13 protein-coding genes are annotated in these 23,163 nt (G+C 50.5%); 12 read left to right on the top strand and 1 reads right to left on the bottom strand.

Features of this window, described 5'->3' with window-relative positions:
* Positions 1–332 precede the first annotated feature (332 nt).
* From B2U47_RS13490 to pgl, 11 genes are all read left to right on the top strand, one after another.
* Positions 333–3,434 (top strand): glycoside hydrolase family 16 protein, encoded by a 3,102-nt coding sequence (locus B2U47_RS13490; protein ID WP_296678040.1) that lies wholly within the window; start codon positions 333–335, stop codon positions 3,432–3,434.
* Between the two features lie 98 nt (positions 3,435–3,532).
* Complete coding sequence (locus B2U47_RS13495; RefSeq protein ID WP_296678044.1) at positions 3,533–5,008, top strand: MFS transporter; 1,476 nt, start codon at positions 3,533–3,535, stop codon at positions 5,006–5,008.
* Between the two features lie 14 nt (positions 5,009–5,022).
* The gene (locus B2U47_RS13500; RefSeq protein ID WP_296678047.1) at positions 5,023–6,642 is read left to right on the top strand and encodes a glycoside hydrolase family 30 protein; all 1,620 of its coding nucleotides are present in this window, start codon (positions 5,023–5,025) and stop codon (positions 6,640–6,642) included.
* Between the two features lie 6 nt (positions 6,643–6,648).
* A complete protein-coding gene (locus tag B2U47_RS13505; RefSeq protein WP_296678050.1) occupies positions 6,649–7,671 on the top strand; it encodes a hypothetical protein in 1,023 nt (340 codons plus the stop codon).
* A gap of 122 nt (positions 7,672–7,793) precedes the next feature.
* Positions 7,794–10,817: a glycoside hydrolase family 2 TIM barrel-domain containing protein gene (locus B2U47_RS13510; RefSeq protein WP_296678052.1), complete on the top strand. Its 3,024-nt coding sequence runs from the start codon at positions 7,794–7,796 to the stop codon at positions 10,815–10,817.
* Between the two features lie 20 nt (positions 10,818–10,837).
* Positions 10,838–11,995 (top strand): hypothetical protein, encoded by a 1,158-nt coding sequence (locus B2U47_RS13515; RefSeq protein ID WP_296678055.1) that lies wholly within the window; start codon positions 10,838–10,840, stop codon positions 11,993–11,995.
* Positions 11,996–12,037: 42 nt separating this feature from the next.
* The gene (locus B2U47_RS13520) at positions 12,038–15,535 is read left to right on the top strand and encodes a hypothetical protein (RefSeq protein WP_296678058.1); all 3,498 of its coding nucleotides are present in this window, start codon (positions 12,038–12,040) and stop codon (positions 15,533–15,535) included.
* Between the two features lie 15 nt (positions 15,536–15,550).
* Positions 15,551–17,020 carry a glucose-6-phosphate dehydrogenase gene (gene zwf / locus B2U47_RS13525; protein ID WP_296678061.1) on the top strand — a complete coding sequence of 490 codons (1,470 nt, stop codon included), beginning with the start codon at positions 15,551–15,553 and terminating at the stop codon, positions 17,018–17,020.
* Between the two features lie 15 nt (positions 17,021–17,035).
* A complete protein-coding gene (gene edd / locus B2U47_RS13530; protein WP_296678064.1) occupies positions 17,036–18,859 on the top strand; it encodes a phosphogluconate dehydratase in 1,824 nt (607 codons plus the stop codon).
* A gap of 2 nt (positions 18,860–18,861) precedes the next feature.
* Positions 18,862–19,494, top strand: coding sequence for a bifunctional 4-hydroxy-2-oxoglutarate aldolase/2-dehydro-3-deoxy-phosphogluconate aldolase (gene eda, locus B2U47_RS13535; protein ID WP_296678067.1), 633 nt, complete (start codon positions 18,862–18,864; stop codon positions 19,492–19,494).
* A gap of 8 nt (positions 19,495–19,502) precedes the next feature.
* Positions 19,503–20,204: a 6-phosphogluconolactonase gene (gene pgl, locus B2U47_RS13540; RefSeq protein ID WP_296678070.1), complete on the top strand. Its 702-nt coding sequence runs from the start codon at positions 19,503–19,505 to the stop codon at positions 20,202–20,204.
* 11 nt (positions 20,205–20,215) lie between these two features.
* On the opposite strand, the gene B2U47_RS13545 is transcribed toward pgl, so the two are convergent.
* The gene (locus tag B2U47_RS13545; protein WP_296678073.1) at positions 20,216–20,746 is read right to left on the bottom strand and encodes a DUF2062 domain-containing protein; all 531 of its coding nucleotides are present in this window, start codon (positions 20,744–20,746) and stop codon (positions 20,216–20,218) included.
* A 53-nt stretch (positions 20,747–20,799) separates the two neighbouring features.
* Between B2U47_RS13545 and B2U47_RS13550 the strand changes: the two genes are divergently transcribed.
* Positions 20,800–23,094 carry a DNA internalization-related competence protein ComEC/Rec2 gene (locus tag B2U47_RS13550; protein ID WP_296678076.1) on the top strand — a complete coding sequence of 765 codons (2,295 nt, stop codon included), beginning with the start codon at positions 20,800–20,802 and terminating at the stop codon, positions 23,092–23,094.
* Positions 23,095–23,163 lie beyond the last annotated feature (69 nt).

Genomic DNA, 23,163 nt, shown 5'->3' on the forward strand with positions numbered 1-23,163 from the left:
ATTCTTCGGTGTATTTAGTCTGGTGGACTTGCTCTAAAAACGCGCAATTATAGCTTCCAGTAAGCTACATAGCAAGTAATGTAAAGGTTTTGGTTATATGTGACCAGTACGTATTTTGCCGTGTTCTTCCTCCTGTTTCAAATACTTCAGAAAAATTTATAAGGTATACAACTTCTTGACAGTGCGATGCATGAGTGATAAAAGTGCTATATAGCAATATAGGTTGTTGTGGAATTGCGCATAAACCTGTTTGTACAGAGGCGCATAAGCGTCCGTTATTGATGACTGGCGAGGCGGGGCTGTCTGAGTTGATCCAAAATGGAGGAGAGGTTATGTTGCCGCAAGGTTTTACGAGGAGGATATCCTCACTGTTCATGGTTTGCGCCGTTGTGCTGGCAGGCTGTGGTGGAGGGGGTAATGCTGATAATGAAGGCAAAAACATCATTCGTGATACAGTGGTTAATTCATCAGCAAACTATGAACTGGTTTGGTCAGATGAATTTAACGAGGTAGCGGGTAGAGCAAGTGCAAAAACATCCAGTTCGATCCGTTGGAATATAGAAACGGGTTATGGTCCGAACGGTGATGGATGGGGAAATAATGAATGGCAATTGTATACGGATTCAGCGGACAATCTGGCTTTGGTGGCGGATTCATCCGATTCCGCCAATGGATTCCTGTCCATCAAGGCGCGTTGTTCAGGGGCATGTGCTTCCCGTGATGGTTCTATTACTTCAGCCAGAATCAATACAAAAGACAAGTTTGAATTCAAATACGGCAAGGTGCAGGCAAGGATAAAAGTGCCTGCGGGCAAGTCAACCTGGTCGGCATTCTGGATGCTGGGTGCTGATTACCCCGACACACCATGGCCCCAGTCCGGTGAAATAGATGTCATGGAAGTGCATCAGCGTAATTCCGACATAAAGACCACGCATAGTGCTGCTCACTGGTATAACTCTGAGTGGCAACAATTCACGCAGCACAAGACGCTGGGGTCTCCTTTGTCGGATGATTTCCATATCTATGAAATGGAGTGGGATAAGGCGTGGCTCATTGGCAGGATTGACGGGGTAGAGTATTTCAGGAAAACCATTGATGCAGCGACCATGGACGAATTCCAGAAGCCGTTTTATATGATCCTGAATGTTGCAGTCGCTGGTACTTTGGGGGCTGATGTAACAGCAGGTGATCCGATACAGACCACTCCCCAGGAAATGCTGGTTGATTGGGTAAGGGTTTATCAGGATCCTGATGCTGGTGGTGGCAATAGTGGCGGGGGTGAAACTGACCCGAATGTTCCTGCTACAGCAGCTCCAGCGCCTACGCTTCCTGCCTCTGATGTTATTTCAATCTTCAGCAATACTTATAGCCCTATTGGTGATGTCGATTATAACCCGCAGTGGGGGCAGTCTACCGTATACAGTACGTTATCCATTGAAAGCAATGATACGATCAAGCTGACCAGTCTGAATTATCAGGGACTTGATTTCTCGAAGAATGTTCAGGATTTGTCAGCAATGACAACCTTGCATATGGATTTCTGGACACCAGATGAAGTTTCCACTGGTGCAAAGTTCAAGGTGAAGCTGGTTGATTTTGGTGCAAATGGTGTCTACCAAGGTGGGGATGATTCTGAGCATGAACTCGTCTTTGATGCTAATAGCTCTCCAGCTTTGACTAAAGGTGGTTGGGTCAATTTTGAAATTCCGCTGACTCAGTTTTCAGATCTTGCTGCCAAGGCGCATATGGCTCAGTTGGTGTTCTCTGGCGCTGATGGTTTGAGTACGGTCTATCTGGATAACATTTACTTCAGTAACCAAGGCGGAACGGGTGGTGGTGATGCACCAACTACGGCTGCACCTGCTCCAACCCTGTCTGCGTCGAATGTCATTTCCATTTTTAGCGATGCTTATACCAGTATTGCTGAGGTCAATACCAATCCGTCGTGGGGGCAGTCTACCGTGGTCAGCAACGAGAGTGTGCTGGGCAACAACATGCTGAAATATGCGAGCCTGAATTATCAGGGCACTGATTTCGCGGCAAATCCACAAGATTTGTCGGCGATGAAGACCCTGCATCTGGACGTATGGACGCCGGTTAACCTGGCCGCAGGAGCAAAGTTCAAGGTCAAACTGGTTAATTTTGGTACGGATCGGGTTTATCAGGGGGGTGATGACTCTGAACATGAGCTGACCTTTACCGTATCAACGACACCGAAGTTAATAGCTGGCAATTGGTCGAGTTTCGCCATACCGCTATCCAGTTTTACTGGCATGACGAATAAGACGGCTGTTGCGCAACTGGTTATTTCTGGGGCAGATGGTTTGAATACAATCTATCTGGACAACATTTACTTTAGTACGCAAGACAGTGGTGGTTCTGCAACGGAACCAACGAATGCCCCAGCAGCACCAACAGCAGATGCTTCGGGTGTAATCTCGCTCTACAGCGATGCTTATACCAGTGTTGGGAGTAACACGACACCGGGATGGGGTGAAGTTGTCACTGATGCAACGTATGCCAGTAACAGCGTCAAGAGAACGACCAACTTCTTACCTTTCCAGCTCAGTGCTCCGATTGACATTACGTCAAAGACGACCTTGCATGTTGATGTCTGGTTGGCACAGCTTCCAAGTGCAGGAGCGGGGTTGTTGATCAAGATGCTCGATGCTGCAAATGGCCCACATGAAGGTAATTACACCCATCCGATGTCCAGCCTCAAGGCAGGTCAGTGGAACAGTATTGAGATCCCGTTGAGTTCATTTACCCAAGCACAGGGTATATGGGATGCCACTGCTAAAGGCAGGATAGACCAGGTGTTGGTCGACATTGTTGATGACGCTACGATGTTTGTAGACAACGTTTACTTCCATAGCGGTTCTGGTGGCGGTAATACTGCGACAACTCTGGGTGTGTATTCCGAGACGCACACGACAGGCAGTATTGCTCATGCGGTACTTTCATCAAGCGAGCAAGGTTGGGGTAGTAATCCGGTTGCCTTTAATGCCTCAAGTTCCGCAGTAAGTGCCGCTGATGGTTCTGCTTCACTGGAGGTTGATTGGCAGTCACCTTTGAGCACTACATGGGGGGGCGTCGTGTTGAATTTCACGGCTGCTACCGATGTATCTGCCTACACCAAGCTGAAACTTTCAGTGAATACTAGCCAGATAAGCAATTTTGGTGATTTGCATGTAAAACTGGAGGATTCTACCGGAGGGGCAAGTGGTCATATTGCCTATCTGTCCAACCATACGGGGAACGTTGTTACTAGTGGAGACTGGAAAACCTACACGATCCCGTTAAGTGCGTTTGCAACGCCAGACAAGACGATCTTGAAAAGCATTGGCTTGTGGAATCCTGAGGCGACGACGACCCTGGGTGTTCAAAATATTACGGGTAAAGTTTACTTCGATAATATTTACTTTGAAAAATAAATAGAAATGGGTGGCTGGTGCATTCATGGATTCACCAGCCACTTACTCTTTGGAACTGTTTCAAAACTGGTTAAAGAATATACTGATGGGGTTATTGTATGGACAAGTCTGGCGTTTCTACGCAGCACACGCATTATAAAACGGCCCCAGAAGACCGGATTTCGTTTGTCCACAAAGTGATTTATGGTATCGGTGGTTTCGTCAATAACCTGCTGGGTGCGGCTATTGGCAGTATGATGATTGTGCTGAACCTGGGATTGGGGATGAATCCGGCAGTGGTGGGTTTGCTGGGTGCGATACCCCGGCTGACGGATGCATTGACTGATCCATTAATGGGGTATATTTCGGATAATACCCACACCCGATGGGGGCGGCGGCGACCTTATATTTTTATTGGAGCCATTCTTGCAGGGCTTACCTTTATGGCGTTATGGCAATTGCCGAGCGGTATGTCGGAAAATTTCTATTTCTGGTTTTTCATGATTGGCTCAATCATTTTTTATCTGGGGTACACGATTTTTGCGACACCTTGGGTGGCACTGGGTTATGAGCTTACACCCGATTATCACGAGCGCACCCGTTTGATGGGAACACAGAATTTTTTTAGCCAGTTTGCCTTTATTATTTCCCCCTGGTTTCTGGTGATGATGCAGGCATCCCTGTTTGACGATATGGTTGAGGGTGCGTCTTATCTGGCGATAGTGATTGGTGTCGTTGTGATTGCTTTGGGCATTTTGCCCGCCCTGTTTTTGCGGGAGCGGTTTGTGCAAGTATTGGTCGCAGAGACTCAGGGGGAAGTGAGGGTTTCTGTATGGGAGGGTATGAAACGTAATGTTACTGATTTCTTCAAGGGGTTTGTGGCGACGTTGAAAGTTCGCCCGTTTCTCCTGTTGTGTATTGCCACATTCCTAGTGTTTAACGGCTTCATTCTGATTTCTGCCTTCCAGTCTTATGTCATTATTTATTATGTGTTTGGCGGTAATACGGAGCTGGGGGCGGAATACGTTGGCTGGTCGGGTACTGTTGGCAGCATTTCGAGTTTCCTGGTGATTGTTCTTGTCACCTGGATGTCCAGCCGATGGGGTAAACGCCGTGCATTCTTTATCGCCATGAGTATTTCCATGCTGGGTTATGCATTGAAATGGTTTTGCTATAACCCGGATTACCCTTGGCTTGTTTTGTTACCAGCCCCGTTGATGACATTTGGCTTGGCGGGCTTGTTTACGCTCATGGGGGCGATGGTTGCCGATGTCTGCGACCTGGATGAACTGCAAACCCATGAACGGCGCGAGGGTATGTTCGGCTCGATTTTCTGGTGGGTCGTCAAACTGGGGATGTCGGTGGCAATTGCTGGCGGTGGCTTGCTCCTGAATGCGACCGGTTTTGATGTTGAGCTGAAAGGCAACCAGTCTGAGAGTGCCTTGTTCTGGATGCGGTTTTTTGATGTCCTGGTGCCTCTTGTCGCAACAGCACTGGCAATGTGGGCGATTGCCTTGTTCCCGTTGACCGAGGAGAAGGCACATGAAATCAGGCAGCAACTGGAAGCGCGGCGTGGCAAGTTGAATCCTGCCTGAGTGGAGCTCCGAGCGTGGAAACCCGTGTTCACTATGGTCTGAGTGCTTCGGTGGAAGTGTTACTGACATCGGCGCAAGGTGACAAAATGGCGCAAGTGGAGAATATCCACTTCCATGATGGTATTGCTGACAGGAATGTAATTGAGGTCAGACCTGATGTACTCAAACAGTCCCTGCTGGGGATTGGTACATCCTTCACCGAGTCGGCAGCGTTTGTTCTGGCGCATCTTGCACCTGAGTGCAGGGCTGAAGTGATGGCAAACCTGTTCTCAGCGCAAGGGGCAAATTTCAGTCTGGGCAGAACACCGATTGGTTCCTGCGATTTTTGCGTCAACGGCAACTATTCCTACGCTGACGTACCGGGTGATATGGAACTGCAACATTTCTCTGTCGTGCCGGATGAAGATGGTTTTGCGGTTGCGGATTACCCCGGCATCCGGGATCCGCAATATGACCTGTTGCCGATGATCCAGGAAGCACAGGCTATCAAGGCTGCACAGCAAGATGCTGACCTGAGGATTGTCGCTTCCGCCTGGACTGCTCCAGCCTGGATGAAAGATATTGAAACCTGGTATCAGCCGGGTACTCCAGCCAATGGTTTTAACGGTACGGGTGGGGTATTAAAGGCGGAATGCCAGCCTGTTTTTGCCGAATATATCATCAGGTATCTGGAGTCTTACCGGCAGCGAGGCGTGCAGACCTGGGGGATAACGCCGGTCAATGAGCCTTTGGGTAATAATGGTCAGTGGGAAAGTATGCACTTCACACCAGATTCCCAACGTCTGTTTGTCAGGGATCATTTGGGGCCGTTATTACGTAAGCGTGCCAAAGATGTTCAATTGCTGATTTACGATCATGCACGCGATCAACTGGAGCAATGGGCAGACAGCATTTACGGCGATACAGAAGCAGCCTGCTACGTTGCTGGTGCGGCAGTACATTGGTATGAAAGCACCTTCAGGGTCTATGAGGATGTGTTTGAACGGGTTCATGCCAAGTATCCTGACTATTTCATCATCCATACCGAGGGTTGTATTGACGATCTGGGCAAGGATGCACCCGAGGGTGTAACAGACCCAGTGCGTTTCAAAGAATCAGGCTGGTTTGGCAACGATGACTTCTGGTGGAATGATAACGCCACCGATTGGGGCTATTCAGTCATCTGGTCAGGAGTCAATGCCGCAGACCACCCTATTTACACGCCCGTACACCGCTATGCCCGTAATATCATTGTCAGCCTGAATCACTGGCTGAATGGCTGGATCGACTGGAATTGCGTGCTCGATCAACGCGGCGGCCCCAATCATGTCGGCAATTATTGTGGTGCGCCAATCATGGTCGACCTGGTGTCGGGGCAGGTGTATTACACGCCGGTTTTCCATGTTCTTGCGCAATTCAGCAGGACAATCCGCCCCGGTGATCGGGTAGTGCAAACCAGTATGCTACTTGATGATCAGGCGCAGCATGTTTATGCCTGTGCTTCCATGAATGCGGAGGGGATGTTGAGCGTACAGGTTCTGAACACCTATGGACAGCCACTCGTTTATGCATTACAGGTCGGAGCGCAATATGCGCAGGTCAGGCTTGCCGCAAATGCTTTACAAACCCTGCGAATACAATTTCCAAGGAGATGAGTTACTATGAAAACAATAAAGTTTTTGGCATTTGCCATGCTGTTACTGTGTTGCACAGTGTCCTGTTCGATGCTCAAGCCTACCGAAAGCCCATTCCAGCAACCCAAAGAAGCACTGCTGACCGGTGAAGTCATGGCTGTTGCCTACTCCGGCTATCGTGAAGGTCAGCACCCGGACAGAGGGGAGGGGGCAGTCAATCCTGATCGTGAACAAATCCTTGAAGACTTGCGAATCCTTGTGCGTGAAGGTTTCAAGCTGATTCGTGTGTATGATGCCAGGGAAAACTCAAAACTTACCCTTGAGCTGATTCGGGAACACAAGCTACCGCTTAAAGTCATGCTGGGGATGTGGATTGACGCAGAACTCAGCAATCACGAGGGTTGCCCATGGCTGGACAAGCCAATTCCTGCCGCGAAACTGGCAGCGAACAAGATAGCCAATCAGGAAGAAGTCGTGCGAGGGATTGGGCTGGCAAATGCTTTCCCGGATGTGGTGGTAGCAGTAAACGTTGGCAATGAAGCACTGATCAACTGGACTGATCACCTGGTTGAGGTTGATAGCCTGATTGCTTACGTCCGGCAGGTTAAAGCGGCAATCAAGCAACCTGTTACCGTTGCGGAAAACTATGTTTGGTGGATCGAGCAGGGTAAGGCATTGGCTCAGGAACTGGATTTTGTCGGTGTTCATACTTATCCGGTCTGGGAAGAGAAAGATATTGATGATGGTCTGGCTTACATGCTCAGGAATATTGAGGATGTACGTGCTGCCCTACCCAATAGCTCCATCGCCATTCTTGAAACCGGTTGGGCGACCACTGCCAGTGAGTTTGGCGGGCGAGCCAATGAAGCCAACCAGGTTCGCTACTACAAAGAGGTCAAAGACTGGGCGGAAAAAACCAATACCACTGTGTTCTTCTTTGAGGCATTTGATGAGCCGTGGAAGGGTAATCCAGATAATGCTCAGGGGGCAGAGAAGCACTGGGGTCTGTTCTTTGTGGATCGTACCCCCAAACAGGTGATGCAAAAGTAGTTGACTCAAGATAAATGTGTTTATCTTGACAATATTCCGTTTATTGTGCAGACTGCTATATAGCATTTAATGGGGGTTGTTAGTAGCTTCTTGGGGCGCTGATCTAGGGAGGAGAAGAGTTCATGGTTTCTTTAAATGATGTTTTTTCCACAAAGGTAATTACTGTTCTGCTGATTGGTTCGGTAATAACTTTTTCAAGTACGGCGGTTTTGGCAAAAAACGCCAGCCATGTTGCAACTTACAAGGATAGTAAAGGCTGGAAGCTGCAAGTTGATGGAAAGGATTTCTACATCAAAGGTGTGGTCTGGGGGTATTCACCACAAGATGAAAACTATACCTATAACCTTTGGGGGCAAAAGGATGAGGTAGTCAAGGATATCCTTGATCATGACTTTACCCTGATGCGTGATGCGGGTGTCAACGCTATTCGTACTTTCTCCAGTATTCCCCCCAAATGGGTCACTTATATTTATGAAAAATACGGCATCATGACGGCGGTAAATCCGTTGATGGGGCGTTATGGTGTCAATGTCGGCGGCAAATGGATGGAGAATACCAATTACTCTGATCCGGCGACCCGTGAAGTTCTCAAAAAAGAAGTCAGGGAAACCGTTGAAAAATTCAAGGATGTACCGGGTGTCCTGATGTTTGCCTTGGGTAATGAAAGCAACTATGGTCTATCCTGGAAAAGTTTTGAAATAGAAAATCTGCCGGTTGGGGAGAAGGATCAAGCGAAAGCCAGACATCTTTACAGTCTATTTGATGAGGTGATTGATGAAGGTAAAAAAATAGCACCCAATTACCCATTCACCATCGTTAATGGCGATATTCAATATATCGACTTGATTGCCGAATACGGTAAGGACTGGGATTTGTTGGGGGTAAATGCCTATCGGGGAGAAAGTTTTACCGGATTATGGAAAGATGTAAAAAATAAACTAGGTTTGCCGGTAGCCTTTTTTGAATTCGGTAGTGATGCGTTCAACTCAAAAGACAGGAAGGAAGACCAGGTTTCGCAGGCCAAATACTTGAAAAGCCAATGGGAAGAAATGTACCGCAAGAGTTATGGCAAAGGTGAAGAAGGTAACTCCATCGGTGGTTTTGTGTTCGAGTGGCGTGATGAGTGGTGGAAGTACAAGCAAACCGAAAATCTGGACAAGCATGACCGTACTGCATCTTGGGCAAATGGTGGTTACAAATTTGACCACGTAGAAGGCCAGAACAATATGAATGAAGAATGGTGGGGTATTAACCGTCTTGGTAAACCTGATTCCAAAGGGGTTTATGCCGCTGAACCTCGTATTGCTTATGACGTGTTGTCAGAAGTATGGTCAATCGACCCTTATGCAGATAGCAAGTCATCCATTAACCAGAAACTTAGCAAGATTGAGCCAAAGGCAACCCGCCCAAGTCATGAAGTCAAGGATGAGGAAGCCTTCCGGTTTGCAGGGGGTAGTATCCGTGGGGATGCCTTGGTTAAGGGAGTGGGAAATGATACGGATTCTAACGAAAAAGGCTTGATGGGCTTTTTCGATTTTGAATTTGAAGCTACGCCACAACTGAAGGGCGACTTTACCGTGAATGCGATTGCAGACGCTTCAGACAGTAATTTCGAGTTCAAATATGGTGATCGCATACACGACAAAACCGGCAGTGATGCCAGAAAGCTTGAATTGTATGACTTTCAGGCATCTTATGAAGGCAAGGCATTTGACCTGCTAGGTTTCTATCATGTGCCGCGTTATCACTGGGGCTATAAAGGGGATTTCTTCGGTTTACTACGTGAAACAACCGATATGGAAGGGCAGGACATCTGGAATTCCAAGGCTCCTTATGGGATGGAGTTTGTCGGCAAAGGCGCACTTGACGGTCTGAATGTAGTTGCAGGGCCGGAGGTTTATTGGGGAGCCAACCCCAAGGCGATCCTCAAATACCAGTTTGGCAAAGACAAGCAGTATACCTTCATGCACGCCGAAGACTATGATCAGCGGACTGATTCCTCAGGCGGTGGGACGGCTATTGGCAAGCGTTCTGCGCAGACAACCCTGCAAGGAAAATTTGAACCCAAACCTGGGGTAAATCTGGAAGTTGGGGCGATTGTTGCCAATAGCCACAAGGTGGGCGAAAAGTATGATCGCATGAAAGGTGGCAATGTCATTGAGAATAAAATCAAGTCGGAAGATACCGTGGGTGTCAAAGCGAAGGTTTCCACCAATCTTTCTGCTAATGTCAAGGCTCATGCCACGGTTAACTATGCGGGGCTGGTAGCGGACGCTGGTGCGCCATTGAAAGAGTTGGGTACTCAGCTACCTTATTCGGAACAGGGCAATAAAAAAGAAGTTGAACTGGGTTTGGATATAAGCAAAGGTGACTACACCATTTCCCCGCGTTTGTTGTATCGCGATAATATTGTTGACGCTAATCCATTGATCAATCCGAGTATTTCCGGGACGACACTAACTCCCGGTATTGAGCCAAGAAATCTTGATAATGATCCGTTTGCCGTTCTGGGCAACCGGGCGGCGAGATCGGCAGAAGTGACCCTGACCTATGATCCTACGCCTGCTACGCCATTTTATGCCTGGGATAATGATGCCAGGGAGGATGCGAAATTTGCCTATAATGTTGGCTTGAATGTGACACATTATCCCACCGCGACCGATGCCAACCTGTTTTATTACGAGGAAGGCAAACGGAATGCTGCATTTGGCGCGGGTTTGTCAAAAGAAACGGTTGGCACACTCAAAAGTAAAATGGTCTTCAACCCCAAACCTGGCGTGAAAGCAGTGGTAAAAGGCGAGATTGGTAAGCAACAGCCAACAGGCAAACCAGCGGCAGCAACCCAGTATGCAAGCGTGGAAGGTAAACTGGTACTGGATAACAAGCATATATTCACTGCCGGTTACAAGAAAGACGCTTGGGGACCGTATGACTTTGAGCGTCAATTTGATCTTAAATATCCTGAACAAGTGGAATTGGGTTATGTCAATTTGCTTGATAAAGGCAAGAGTGAGAAGAAGTCTAGCAAGATAGGTGTCAAGGCTGCTTATAGAACCCTGGACAAGAACTCAAATAACGAGTTTTATCAGGACGGAAAAAATAAAGATATGTTTGAAGTAAAAACATTCTTTGAATACAACTTCTAGTCTGTGGGAGGCATGGGGAGATGATTTTGAAACAACATATCTTTGAAAAATGTTTACGCCCGGTAATGCTGCAACTTGTTTTACTGTCTGCCTTGACAGGCTGCGGTGGTGGCGGTGGTCAGGTGGTTAATACCATAGAGCTACCGCAGAGTTCTTACCTTGATTTGTATTGTCCGAATGTCGGTATTGCTGCTGAGGAATGTATCCTGTTTGATCCTGAAAACCCTTTTGCGCGGGCTGCGATCACGGATGACACCAAATGGGATCTGGCCGATGCACTGTCTTCCCCAAAGGCAGAGTTCTACCTGTGGGCTACGGCTTTGGCGAAAAATCCTACTGGGGAAAACCAGTATTATACAGCGTTGTCGTTACATAAACTGTATACGCAAGGCGGGAGTGAGTTAGCCAAGGAACAGGCAAAGAAAGCGTATCAGTCCTTGCTGGATAATTACTTTACCTCACTCACGTATTATGAAGGTGCGCCTAAACTGGATTTTATTCCTGATACCAACTTCCGTTATTCTGACTGGGGTTCAGGCACTGCCAATGCGGGTTGGGAGGGAGGCTATACCGGAGATGTCGATTTTACGCCGGTGTGGTATCTGCCGTCAGGTAGTGGTTGGGGTGCGCCAACGGCTACGCTGGCTTTCTATCAGTTTTCTGCCGGTTTCGCGGGCAATTATCAGAATCTGGTGTTCAAGGTAAAAAACCTGCCAACTGGCAATGTTTGGGTCAAGTTTGCCAGTGGTGGAGGGCCTGAACAGGAACTCAATTTTGATTTAGCAACGTATGCGACGGATATCCCCGGAACGACTGGTTGGAAACAGGTCACAATTCCTCTCTCTGGTTATGCGGGTCTAACTGCTTACACAGAGTTCGGGATTCACTCTGGCTGGGGAAATGGTGGAACCTTTCTTCTGACCGACGTTGGTTTCACGGGTGATTCAACTGGTGGTGGGTTGGTTAATGATGTGGATGGCAATGGCACTGTTTACCTTTACCGGTCAGGCACTCAACTGTACAGCCTTGATTTGAGAAATCTGGTCGGTCTCAATCTGCATAGTCCGGTCGGCCAGGGTTTGACACAGTTGTATTCTGATCAGACTGAGGCAATGAGTGCACTGACTAGTTGGGGTTATAAATACGATCCAGCTTCAAAAACTGTCGAACGTCTTTGATTTTAATTGTGTCGTGCTGTTGTGATGGGAGATTCTGTCCTGATGAACATGCTGTTTTCACGCCCCGATGATCTGATCAGGTTGATAAGTGATGAAACAGGCAATGAGGTTGCCGGTTCATTTGTGGATCATGAGAACGAACGTTTTTATGTCATACGCAATATTGACAGGATGCCTCCCTTTCTTATCAGCGTGGTGTCCCATAGTGACCATTGGTTGTTTGTTTCATCCAATGGGGGAGTGACGGCAGGGCGTGTTTCCCCTGAACTGGCGTTATTCCCCTATGTCGCGGCAGACAAGGTGCAGGACAGTGTTACCCATACCGGTAGCAAAACCCTGCTGCGCGTGTTCCATGGTCATTCAATGGCTGTCTGGGAACCGTTTAACCGCGAGCATGATGGAATTTACAGTGTACAGCGCAGCCTTTACAAAAATACTCTCGGTAACAAACTGTGTTTTGAGGAAACCAATGACGATCTGCAACTGACGTTCCGTTACACTTGGATGGTCAGTGACCGTTACGGATTTGTGCGTCAGTGCGAGTTGCTTAACCTGTCTGGCAAGCCGATTCAGGTGCAGATGCTGGACGGTTTGCAGAACCTGATGCCTGCCGGGTTGCCGCGTCAGGTGCAGACCAGCGCCAGCAATCTGGTGGATGCCTATAAATGGACAGAGCTGGATAGTAGCAGCGGAGTTGCTTGCTATTCCCTGTATTCCTGTATTACTGACAAGCCGGAACCATGCGAATCGCTTCATGCCAACACGGTGTTTAGCTTGGGGCTGGAACAGTCGGTCATTCTGCTTTCCAACCGGCAACTGGATCATTTCAGGCAAGGCAGGCCATTACAGCAGGAGGAACACACGCGCGGAATACGCGGTGCTTATTTCGTCAATAGTACGCTGCGGCTGCCTGCCTATGAGGGTAAGCGCTGGCAATTGGTCGCCAATGTACAGCAAAGTCAGGCACAGGTTGTCAATTTGTGTCACGCCTTATCCGACCGGGAATCAATGGCACGTGCTTTGCTTGATTCGGTCAGACGTGGTTCGGATGAGCTGCAACGCATCATGGCGGGAATGGATGCTTTCCAGACAACGGCTGAAGAAAATGTTAGCGTCCATCATTATGCCAATGTCCTGTTCAATGGGATGAGGGGGGGCGTTTTCGATGACCAGTATCGTATCGATACGGCAGATTTCAGCGCAACAGTCAGGCATTTTAATCAGGAGGCTTATCACGCACATGCTCCGTTGTTATCGGGTTTGCCGCCGAGACTGGCATTCCATGAGTTGTTTGCTCTAATACAGGCAACGGGCGATGCCCAACTGGAACGTCTGTGCCATGAATATTTGCCACTCACGTTCGGGCGGCGACATGGCGACCCTAGTCGTCCGTGGAATGAGTTTGCCATCCGCTTACGCAATGAAGAGGGCAAACGCCTGCTTTCTTATCAGGGCAACTGGCGGGACATTTTTCAGAATTGGGAGGCACTACTGTTCAGTTACCCCGAATTTGTGGAAAACAGTATCGCCCGTTTTGTGAATGCCAGCACCATTGATGGTTACAATCCCTACCGCATTACTAAAGAAGGGATCGACTGGGAAATCGAAGACCCGGAAGATCCTTGGAGTTATATCGGTTACTGGGGCGACCACCAGATCATTTACCTGCTCAAGTTGCTGGAGCTTTCCAGAAATGTACACCCCGGCAGGCTCGCCAGTCTGCTGCGCCACCAGATTTTTTGTTACGCCAATGTTCCGTATCGCATCAAGCCATTTGCAGATTTGCTGAAAAATCCCAAAGACACGGTTGTCTATGATGGTGCGCTGGAACAACGGATCGGGCAGCGGGTGACTGCTATCGGTGCTGATGGCAAATTGTTGCTGGACGAAAATGATAAGGTCTATCTGGTCAATCTGGCGGAAAAGCTGCTGGTACCGTTACTCAGCAAGCTGGGTAATCTGATACCCGGTGGCGGTATCTGGCTGAACACGCAACGACCCGAATGGAACGATGCAAACAATGCGCTGGTAGGGCAGGGGCTGTCGATGGTGACGCTGTATTATCTGCGTCGCTATGTATTGTTTCTGCAAGACCTGTTCCATACCAACTCTGCTGCTTTTCAGCTATCGGCTGAAGTCAGTGTCTGGTTGGCAGATACTGCCGCAATTGTGGGCGAAGCTGTCCTGCTTCCGCCGGAAAGCCTCAACACTCCCCGGCAACGTTTACTCATGCTAGAAAGTCTTGGCATGGCGGCTAGCCGCTACCGTGAAACAGTTTATCGACAGAGTTGTTTCAAGGATATGGTTTCCCAGGAAACCGTGGCGGTTATGCAACTGTTGAGCAATGCCCTGCATCTGATTGACGATAGCATCCGCAGCAATCGTCGGCAGGATGGCCTGTATCATGCCTACAATCTGCTGGAAATTCACGCTGATAGGCTGGATGTCGATTATTTGTACCCGATGCTGGAAGGTCAGGTTGCCGTGCTGAGTTCCGGTGCTATTGACCCTGCTTCAGCGGTCGACATGCTGGAATCCCTGTTCGCCTCGTCAATTTATCGTGCAGACCAGCAAACATTCATGCTGTACCCGGATCGGCAATTGCCAGGTTTTCTGGCAAAGAACCGTATCGAAGCTGCGCAGGTGCAAGGGCTGCCTGCCTTGCAGCAGCTACTGGATGACGGGGATGAAACCCTCCTGTTGCGCGATGCGGATGGTGTCTACCGTTTCAATGCCAACCTGATTAACCGGGCAGCGCTGGATGCGCGTCTGGATAAACTGGCAGACAGATACGCTGATATTGGCGAGTTGCGTGCACCATTACACACCATCTACGAACAGGTTTTCCGGCATAAAGAATTTACCGGTCGTTCTGGCGGTATGTTCGGTTTTGAAGGGCTGGGTTGTATTTACTGGCACATGGTGTCCAAACTGTTGTTGGCAACCCAGGAAATGTTCTTTACAGCACTGGAGCAGCAGGCAGAGGTGAGTGTCGTCAGTCGTCTGGGTCAGCTTTACTACCGGGTGCGTGAAGGTATCGGCTTCAATAAATCCCCGGCGGAATACGGTGCATTCCCGACCGACCCCTACTCGCATACGCCCAAACATGCTGGTGCGCAGCAACCAGGCATGACCGGGCAGGTCAAAGAGGAGATTCTGACGCGCTTTGGCGAGCTGGGGTTGCGCATTGGTGAGGGCAAGGTGTCTTTCCAGCCCGGTCTGTTGCGTGCACGGGAATTTATCGGACAGGCGAGGCACTTCCGTTACCTGGATGTGTCTGGTCGCTGGCAGGAACTGCTCGTACCAGCGCAGGGGCTTGCCTTTACTTGGTGTCAGGTGCCGATCGTTTATCTGTTAGATGACGATGTGATGTCCTATGTGAAAGTGCAATGGTCAGATAGTCATACCTATCTGACCAATAGCTTGGAACTGTCTGCTGAAATCAGTAGTGAAATTGTCCGGCGTACCGGCAATATCCATCAACTCACTGTCGTGCTGAATCGCCAGCAGATATATAAAGATTCGCTTACAACGGTATAACAAGAGTTCATTTTTATGTCCAAACAGCCACCTGTGGTGGATATTGTCATTTTCGGGGGGCATGGTGATCTGGCATTGCGTAAAATCATGCCTGCCCTGTATTTCCTGTTTTCCCAGAAATACATTGGTGTTGAAAGTCGCATCATTTCAACGGTGCGGCATCCGTTCAGTCAGACTGAGCACCGCAATCTGGTTCATCAGAAACTGCATGAATACTTGCCGCCCGGACATTGTTCAGAAGCGTACTGGCAGTCTTTTTCGGCACGCCTGACCTGCATCAGCATGGATATTACTGATGCGGGCAGTTACACCGAACTGGCAGGGTTATTACAGAAATTTCCAGAACGGGCACGCATTTATTATTTGTCCACGCCGTCTTCCCTGTTCGGCAATATTTGCACTGCGCTTGAACAGACAGGGCTGGTGACACCTGATAGTCGAGTTGTACTGGAAAAACCGATAGGCCATGACATGGCATCTTTCCGGCAGATTGATGATCTGGTGACAGCCGTTTTTCATGAAAGTCAGATATTCCGTATTGATCATTATCTGGGCAAGGATACCGTGCAGAACATACTGGCTCTACGCTTTTCCAACGCCATTTTCAAACCGTTGTGGAATAGCCAGAATATTGACCATGTACAGATTACGGTAGCGGAAACGGTTGGGGTTGAAGGACGCTGGGGATACTACGAGCGTTACGGTGCCATGCGGGATATGGTGCAAAACCACCTCATGCAGCTTCTCTGCCTGATTGCGATGGAGCCACCTGGCCATCTGGACAGTGACAGTGTGCGCAATGAGAAAGTCAAGGTGTTAAAAGCCCTGCGCAAAATGGACAAACGGGAAATTGCCGAGAAAACCGTGCGTGGTCAATACCGAAAAGGTGCGAGCAACGGTTTGCCTGTTCCCGGTTATCTGGAAGATGACACTGAACCGCATGTCAGTGATACCGAAACCTTTGTGGCAATCCGTGCCGATATAGACAACTGGACGTGGAGCGGAGTGCCTTTCTACCTGCGTACCGGCAAGCGGATGTCAGAGCGTTTTTCCGAAATTATTATCCAGTTCAAAAAAATTCCACATTCGGTATTTCCTGATAATGGCAAACCGGTTGAACCCAACAAGTTGGTTATCCACCTGCAACCGGAAGAAAGCATCAAATTGTTGCTGATGAACAAAAAACCGGGGTTAACCAATGGTATGAGCTTGCGCCCGGTGGAACTGGAACTGAATGTCGCCGAAGATGACCCGCGTTCGCCCACTGCCTATGAACGGTTGCTGCTGGATGTGATCAACAATGACCCGACCCTGTTCATGCGTCGCGATGAAGTCGAGGCCGCCTGGGAATGGGCTGACTACATCCTTAATCACTGGGAAGAAGACAGCATCCGGGTAAAAGGCTATACCGCCGGTACTGACGGTCCCAGCGCTGCGGTAGCACTGATAGAACGCGACGGACGCAGTTGGCATGAACATGGTTGAAGGTTGGCAGGCATCATGAACAGTGTGATCAGCAGCGTTACCCAACGCATTATTGAGCGCAGTAAACCCTACCGGCAAGTTTACCTGCAACGTCTGGATGAAGCCGCATCAAAAGGTGTGCAACGGCGAGTACTGGGGTGCAGCAACCTTGCGCACGGTTTTGCCGCCTGCCCCAATACCGACAAGGCAGTACTGGCGGCAGCGGATGCCCCCAATATTGCGATTATCTCGGCTTACAATGACATGCTGTCTGCTCACCAGCCATTGCAGGCATACCCTGAGATAATCAAGCAGACCCTGCGGGAAGCGGGAGCCTGCGCCCAGTTTGCCGGTGGTGTTCCTGCCATGTGTGACGGTGTTACCCAGTCGCAGCCAGGTATGGAGCTGAGTCTGTTCAGTCGTGACTGTATTGCCCAGTCCACCGCTATTGCCCTAGCGCACAATATGTTTGATGGTGCGGCTTATCTCGGCGTATGTGACAAGATTGTGCCCGGTTTGCTGATTGGTGCACTCAGTTTCGGGCACTTGCCTGCGGTGTTCATTCCCGCCGGGCCGATGCTTTCTGGTATCAGCAATGCTGAGAAAGCGAGGGTAAGGCAGGATTTTGCCAGAGGACTCGTCGGTACTCAGGCATTGCTGCGCTCCGAGGCGGCTTCCTACCATAGTCCCGGAACATGCACTTTCTACGGTACGGCCAATAGTAACCAGATGCTCATGGAAATCATGGGGCTACACTTGCCTGGCTCGTCGTTCGTCAATGCTGGAACCTCACTGCGTGAATCGCTGACCCGTGCAGCGGCCAAACAGTTACATGTGCTGGTGAGCAATGACAGCAAAATCGGGGTTGGCAGGATGCTGGATGAAAAAAGTCTGGTCAATGCCATCATCGGGTTACTGGCGACTGGTGGCTCTAGCAACCATACCCTGCATCTGGTGGCGATGGCGCGCGCTGCGGGCATTGTCATCAACTGGCAGGATTTTCATGACCTGTCTGAAGTGATTCCGCTGCTGACCCGCATGTACCCCAATGGTGACGCTGATGTAAACCACTTTCACGCAGCAGGCGGGATGCCGGTCGTGATCAGGGAATTGCTGGAAAACGGCCTGTTACACCAGGATGTGGATACCATTATGGGTAAAGGGCTGGAACACTACACCCGCTTGCCGCTGCTGGAAAATGGTCAACTGGTTTGGGTGGAAGCTGCCATGCAGGACTCATGCAGGCATATCGTCAGTAGTGTTGCGAGGCCTTTTTCCACACACGGTGGTTTAAGCATTCTGGGGGGGAATATCGGCAAAAGCGTCATCAAAACGTCAGCACTCAAGCCGGAACATTATTTTATCGAAGCACCTGCCGAGGTATTTGACTCACAGGAAGCCTTGCAGATTGCCTACAAACAGGGTTTGCTCAACAAGGACTTTATTGCCGTGATCCGTTATCAGGGACCCAAAGCCAACGGAATGCCGGAACTGCACGGTTTGTTGCCAGCTTTGGGAGCTTTACAGGATGAAGGCTTTCGGGTTGCCATCATTACTGATGGACGCATGTCAGGCGCATCCGGCAAGGTGGCCTCTGCCATTCACATGACGCCGGAAGCCAGTGAAGGCGGGGTATTGGCAAAAATCAGGACAGGTGATCCGATCCGCATGGATATTGCCCGTGGTACAGTTGAATTGTTGCTGGATGCGGAAACGCTGGCGCAGCGTGAAACAAGCCCGTCGGACTTGTCCCACCATCAATTCGCGATGGGGCGGGAATTGTTCGGCATGTTTCGGAACATTGTCTCCGGGGCGGAACAGGGTGCAAGCCTATTCACTTTGCCGGGGCAGGAGGTATAGAGATGTTAACAACGGAAGACATCATGCGGGTTTCACCCATCATTCCGGTGATTGCCATTGATGATGCAGGCAAAGCCGTTGAGCTGGCTCATGCTCTGTCAGAGGGTGGAGTGCGCATTATCGAAGTGACCTTGCGTACTCCAGCGGCACTGGCTGCCATTGACGCTGTAGCAGAAAACCTGCCAGCTGTTGTCGTGGGTGCAGGAACGGTCATCAATTCCCGGCATTTGCAATCTGTCAGGGATGCGGGGGCGCAATTCGCCATTAGCCCCGGCAGTACTCCAGCCCTGCTGGAGGCCGCCAGAAATATGGCATTTCCCTTGTTGCCCGGTGTTGCTACCGCTTCCGAGATCATGCAGGGGCTGGAGCTGGGCTATCAGCATTTCAAACTTTTTCCTGCCAGTATCGCTGGAGGTATCGGAGCGTTGCGAGCATTTGCTGGGCCTTTTCAGGGTGTGCGTTTTTGTCCAACAGGCGGTATCAACGCTGACAACTTTCTGGGTTATTTGCAGTTGCCAAACGTCCCTTGTATTGGGGGTAGCTGGATTGCTCCACTTGAGCTGGTCAACACGGGAAGGTTTGCTGACATTACCCGGCTGACAATCGAGGCAATGAGTCTTTATAACGCCAAGTGAAGGAAATCATGAGTGCCATGTTATCTGAGGACAAGGCAGGCAACTGGCAGATTTTCCCCGATGCCGAGGCAGTAGCCAAGGCAGCCCTCCACCTCATTCTGCAAGCAGCGGAACAAGCCATTGCCAGCGAGGGTATATTCCGTATCGTGCTGGCAGGAGGTACGACACCGGAAAAGGTTTACCGCTTGCTGGTCGGGCAGGCATGTGACTGGCAGCGCTGGCAGCTCTATCTGGGCGATGAGCGATGTTTGGCGCAAGATGACCCGGAACGCAACAGCGTCATGATCCGCCAGTGTCTGTTGGACAAGGTAGGTATTCCGCCGGAAAACATTCATTTCATTCCCGCAGAACTGGGGGCAGAAGCCGCCGCTGCCACATATGCCGCACAGTTTACCGACAAATTGCCGTTTCATCTGGTCATGTTGGGCATGGGGGAGGATGGTCATACCGCCAGTTTGTTTCCCGGTCATGTGCATAACCAGCAGGAATTGGTACATGCAGTGCACAATGCACCGAAACCACCGCCGGAGCGTGTTTCCCTTAGCCAGTATTGTCTGAGCCAGACTCAACGTCTGCTTGTACTGGTGACAGGCGTCGGCAAGCATGATGCGGTAAAACAGTGGCAGGCGGGGCATGATTTGCCCGTGGCACGCATTACTTCATACCAGCAAACAGACATCCTGCTGGATAAAGCCGCTGCTGGTGCTTGAAAATGGCGTGTTTACTTGTCTTGCGGGTGTTTGTGGCGCTTGCTGCGTTCTTTGAGGTGTTGCAGGATATGCAGACGCCACAGCCAGTGAATACCGTAATAACCCAACAAGGCTGACAGCACCGCCATCATAAAAATGCCCAGCCCCAACGGTTTCCAGATCAGCAGAAATCCGTGTTGCAACCATTCAATACTGGGTTCAAAATTGAAGCCTGCGGGTGGATGCCCGACTACAGCCGCTCCTACTTCATAAGCAAAATAAAGCATGGGTGGCATGGTGAAAGGGTTGCTCACAAACACCAGAGAAACCGCTATTGGCAGATTTGCGCGGAAATATACCGATAGCAACGCAGCAATCACCGACTGGAAAGGAACAGGGAGCCACATGGCAAACAACCCGATGGCAAAAGCAGATGCCACATTGCGCCGGTTCAGATGCCACAGGCAGGGTAAATGTAGTGCGTCCCCAAGAAATTGAAGGTGTTTGTGCTGTTTAAGCTTTTCGTGGTCAGGAGCAAGTCTGCGCAGAAACTTTTTGGGCATAAATCCAGTTCGGCACGGTTTGGACGTGCGGCATTATCCACGGTTTTTTCATCATGCGCACCTTTTCAGTAAGTTTTTTTCTAGGCACGTTAATTTTGCTGATTATGCCAGTATTGCCGGATGTACAGACCCTGGCGGGTGCGGCAACAGGCTGGTTATTGTTACTGATTTTTGGCTGGTTTTTTCAAGATTATTGGCTGCGATCTAGGTGGTTGTCGGTGCTTGTGGGTGGGGTCGGGGCAGGTTGCCTGTATGCCTTGCTGGCTGCTGTACAGATGCAGGCAAGCTGGTTGCCGGAAACTCTGGAAGGCGAAGATTTGCTGGTATCAGGGGTGGTCGCCGATGTGCCGGAACCGGTCGAGGGCGGGGTGCGTTTCCTACTGGATGCTGACAGTGAGGTGTATCAGGGGCGTTTGCGGCTGGCCTGGTATACAGATGACGTGCCAGCCATCAGGGCAGGGGAACGCTGGCAGTTGCGGGTGCGGGGCAAGCGCCCGCGTGGTTTTGCTAATCCCGGCGGGTTTGATTATGCCCAGTGGCTGTTTGCCCAGCGGATTGGCGGTAACGGCTATGTGCGCCCGTCAGTAGAAAACCAGCTGTTGGCAGACGCACCTTGGTGGTCTGCCAACAACCTGCGTCAGCACCTGAAAGACCGGATTAGCCTTGCATTGACTGATTCAGCCATGACCGGGCTGGTGCAGGGGCTGGCTATTGCTTACACCGAAAACATCGGGCAGGCGCAGTGGGATGTGCTGCGTAAGACGGGCACGATTCATTTGCTGGCGATTTCAGGCTTGCACATTACGATGGTGGCGGGGTTGGGCATTATTCCGGTGTGGCTGGTGTGGCGACTGTTTCCCGGCCTGTATTTGCGCTTGCCGCTGCGGATTGCTGCCGGGTTGGCAGGCGGGGTGTTGGCAATTGGCTATGGGTTGTTGGCAGGCATGAATATTCCAACCCAGCGTACCTTGCTGATGTTGCTGGTGATGTTGGCGGGGCTGGTGTGGCGGCGTTCCGTGCCATTCAGTGTGGTGTTTTGTCTGGCCTTGTTGCTGGTGTTGTTGCTTGATCCGTTTGCCAGTCTGTCGGTGGGGTTCTGGTTGTCGTTCCTGACGGTAGGTCTGCTGGTGTTTCTGGCAGGGCGGCAACGACGGGTGGGCAAAGGTGCGTTTGTCTGGATGCAGCTTCTGTTGTCATTGGGAACCGTGCCGCTGGTGGCAGGTTTTTTCGGCATGGTGTCGCTGAGTTCGCCGCTGGCAAACCTGCTGGCGATTCCGCTGGTAACGTTTGTGGTAACGCCATTAGTATTGCTGGGAATTGTGTTTGCAGGTTGGTGGGATACGCTTGCCGCCGGGTTGTGGCAAGCGGCTGCGTGGTTGCTAGAGTGGCTGATGTGGGTGCTGGCATGGTTGGCTGAACTGCCCTTGTCGGCAATCTATCTGCCAACTCTGCCGCTGGTTTGGCTGGTGTTGGCAGGGTTGGGTTTCCTGTTGCTGTGGTCGCCGCGTGGGTTGCCGGGGCGCTGGCTGGGTATGCTGTTGATGCTGCCACTGGCGCTTTACCAGCCGGACAGGCCGCAGGCTGGCAGTTTCCGGCTCAGTGTGCTGGATGTGGGGCAAGGTTTGTCCAGTGTGGTGCAAACGCAAAACCATGTGCTGGTGTTTGATGCGGGGCCGAAAGTATCCGACAGTTTCGATACCGGAATGCTGGTGCTGCTGCCGTGGCTGCATGGGCAGGGAATCAGCCATGTTGACCGGTTGGTGGTTTCCCATGCGGATAATGACCACAGTGGGGGAGCGGAGGCTTTGCTGGCGGATATGCCGGTGGAACAAGTCATGGTGGGCAGTACCGATATGCTGCCTGCTTACCAACCACTCTTGTGCCAGCGCGGGCAGCAATGGTCATGGGATGGGGTGGAATTCACGGTATTGCACCCGGATGAAACTTTCCGAGAACCCAAGGACAATAACCGTTCCTGCGTGCTGCGGGTTGGCAATGCCCACCACAGTGTGTTGCTGACGGCGGATATTGAGCGGGTGGCGGAATCCTTCCTGCTCAGACAGCAAGAGAATCTGGCTAGCGAGGTGTTGCTGGTTCCGCATCATGGCAGCAAGACTTCCTCCAGTGCGGCCTTCCTTAACCGGGTGGACCCGAGCCTAGGGATCGTTACCAGCGGCTATCGCAACCGTTTCAACCATCCGCATCCCGAGGTGGTGGAACGCTATGCCCAGCGCCATATAAAATTGCTGGGTACGGTGGATAGTGGTGAATTACGGCTGGATTTCCCGGCAACAGAGGCAGGTTTGCGTATCCGTGAATGGCGTCAGGCAAAAAAGCACTTCTGGTAGGTTTATTACTTTGTGTGCGTGGCGAAATACTGCCATTTATGCCAGAATCCATGCAGCCTTGTTAATCCC

Origin of the sequence: Thiothrix sp. UBA5583, from assembly GCA_002425225.1 — a bacterium.
Lineage (GTDB): Bacteria > Pseudomonadota > Gammaproteobacteria > Thiotrichales > Thiotrichaceae > Thiothrix > Thiothrix moscowensis.